Source organism: Flavobacterium amniphilum, assembly GCF_023634845.1.
Lineage (GTDB): Bacteria > Bacteroidota > Bacteroidia > Flavobacteriales > Flavobacteriaceae > Flavobacterium > Flavobacterium amniphilum.
In genome coordinates, this window is sequence record NZ_JAMLJL010000042.1 from 1 (window position 1) to 2148 (window position 2148).

A 2148-nucleotide genomic window follows, 5' to 3' on the forward strand; every position below is an offset into this window, starting at 1 on the left:
TACAACCATTTGAACCTGCCAGTAAATATTACTTTTTACAACCCACACGGCAAGCAGACCAAAATTGAGTATATTTACGATGCGGTAGGGAGTAAAAAAGCAAAGAAAGTTCATTATTATGAACCGGATTACAGCGGCGGCGGCGGATCGGAGATGAAAGGAGCTACAGCAAGCAACAATGCCGCACCAGTGAATTCATCCGTAGGCCCGACAACGTATTTACAGAAAATGACGCAAACGGATTATATGGCCGGAGGGTTTCAATACAAGGATGAAGTAATTGAATTTATCCCGCATGCGGAAGGGTTTGTGAAGAGCGAAAAAGGTAGTTATGTATATTATTTCAATTATACCGACCATTTAGGAAATGTAAGGGTGACCTATACCGATGACGGTAGTGGAACGCCTTATGTGGTGGAGGAAAGTAACTACTACCCTTTTGGATTAAAACACAAAGGATACAACGAACCGGATCAAAACCCGATGAATTGGGGTAATATTGTTACCAGTGGAAGTTATTTGAACCACAAGTATAAATACAATGGCAAGGAGTTTCAGGATGAGCTGGGACTTAATATGTATGATTATGGTGCGAGATTGTATGACTCTGCAAGAGCGGGTTGGATGAATATTGATCCACTAGCTGAAAAAATGAGAAGGTTTAGCCCGTACAATTATTGTTTTAATAATCCGTTACGATTTACAGATCCGGATGGGATGGCGCCTATAGATAGCACTGACCCGCCAGGTAAAAAGAAAACTGCAAAGGAAAGAGCATATAATCCAAAAACATATAATACCGATCTTGTTAAATGGTTGGTATATGGAACTGCTGATTTTTTAAGTAGTATAAATAGTTATGTAAGAGAAAAAATTGCTCCAAGTGATAAAGAAATAACTACCACTTCTACTTCTAAAAAAGGTGGCGGTGAAAATGAAAAATCAACAGGTAAAAAAGTTGGTGGAAACATTGATGCTGACCCTTTTCTTGATGGTGCTCCTGGTTCGGCAAAAAAAGGTAATAACTTTGAAAAAGCTAAAGATATTATGGATGCAGCGGCTGATGCAGGTAGTTTATCTGATAAAATTGATAAAGCAGAAAAAAAAGTAAAAGAAGCTGTTAAAGAAAATTCAGGGAAAGGTGATAAATCTTCGGATATGGTTCAAACAGTTAATGACCCTAAAAACCCCAATAATAATGTGTACGTAAGAAGGGATCTCTTAGAAGCTCAACAAAAAAAGAAATAATAAAATGAAAAGAAAATATTTAATAATACTTGCTATACTACTTGGTCTGATAGTTTTGTTTTTATATTTTAAAGATGAAAAAGTCTATATTTATAAAGAATATAGCCCTTCAGGAAAACTAATAGGTATAAACGAATATGTTATTCGGGATGGTAATCCAATTCAAAACGGAAAATTTTTAAAATTTAACGAGAAAGGAATTAAAATAGCTGAAGGCAATTTTGTTAACAACGAACCTAACGGGAAGTATCTTTATTATTTTGACGATGGAAAAATAGAATCCATTCAGTTTAAAAAAAATGGTAAAATTACAGAAGAAAGTACTTTTTATAATTCCAATGGTTTAATTAGAAAATATATATTTTATAATGATTTGGGAGAGCCTTACTTTATTATTGATTTTGATGAAAAAGGAATAAAAGGCTACCAAGGCCCCACAATAAAAGAAATTTATCAAAATAATATTAAAAATGATCAACAGCTAAAAGTAGGTGATGTTTTAAAATATACTTATATTGTTGCTAATATTCCCAATACTAAACGTAGTTTAAAAATAGAAAATTTAGGTATTGATAACTCAAAAACTAAACGAACCATAAAGCATGTCCCTTCAACTCGAATTGATGTTGAAGAAGTTTTAACTAAAAAAGGTAAAAATACAATTAGGGCAGTTGTAAGGTATGAGTTTAATGATAAAATTATACTAGCTGAGAATGATACAATTACTTTTGACGTAAATGTCCGATAGGGGGTAATGTATTAGATGTGTTGGCAACCTATTTTTAGCTAATAACTATTTTGAAAATCAAACATTTATAACTTTATAATTGAGAATTTAAAAGCAACCTTCGGGTTGCTTTTTTAGTATTTAATCCTTTAAATCGAAGAAAATGGCTTCAG

Annotated in this window: 2 protein-coding genes; both read left to right on the forward strand. The window is 33.1% G+C overall.

The window, feature by feature from the left end:
- On the forward strand, window positions 1-1248 hold a 1248-nt coding region (locus NAT51_RS19555), incomplete at its 5' end, for an RHS repeat domain-containing protein (protein WP_250601792.1).
- Between the two features lie 4 nt (window positions 1249-1252).
- On the forward strand, window positions 1253-1996 hold the full coding sequence (locus NAT51_RS19560; RefSeq protein WP_250601794.1) for a toxin-antitoxin system YwqK family antitoxin: 744 nt from the start codon (window positions 1253-1255) through the stop codon (window positions 1994-1996).
- Window positions 1997-2148: the final 152 nt, after the last annotated feature.

What these genes read in the sequence shown, in the direction of transcription:
- NAT51_RS19560 (WP_250601794.1), top strand. Translation starts at nt 1,253, where the DNA reads ATGAAAAGAAAATATTTAATAATACTTGCTATACTACTTGGTCTGATA.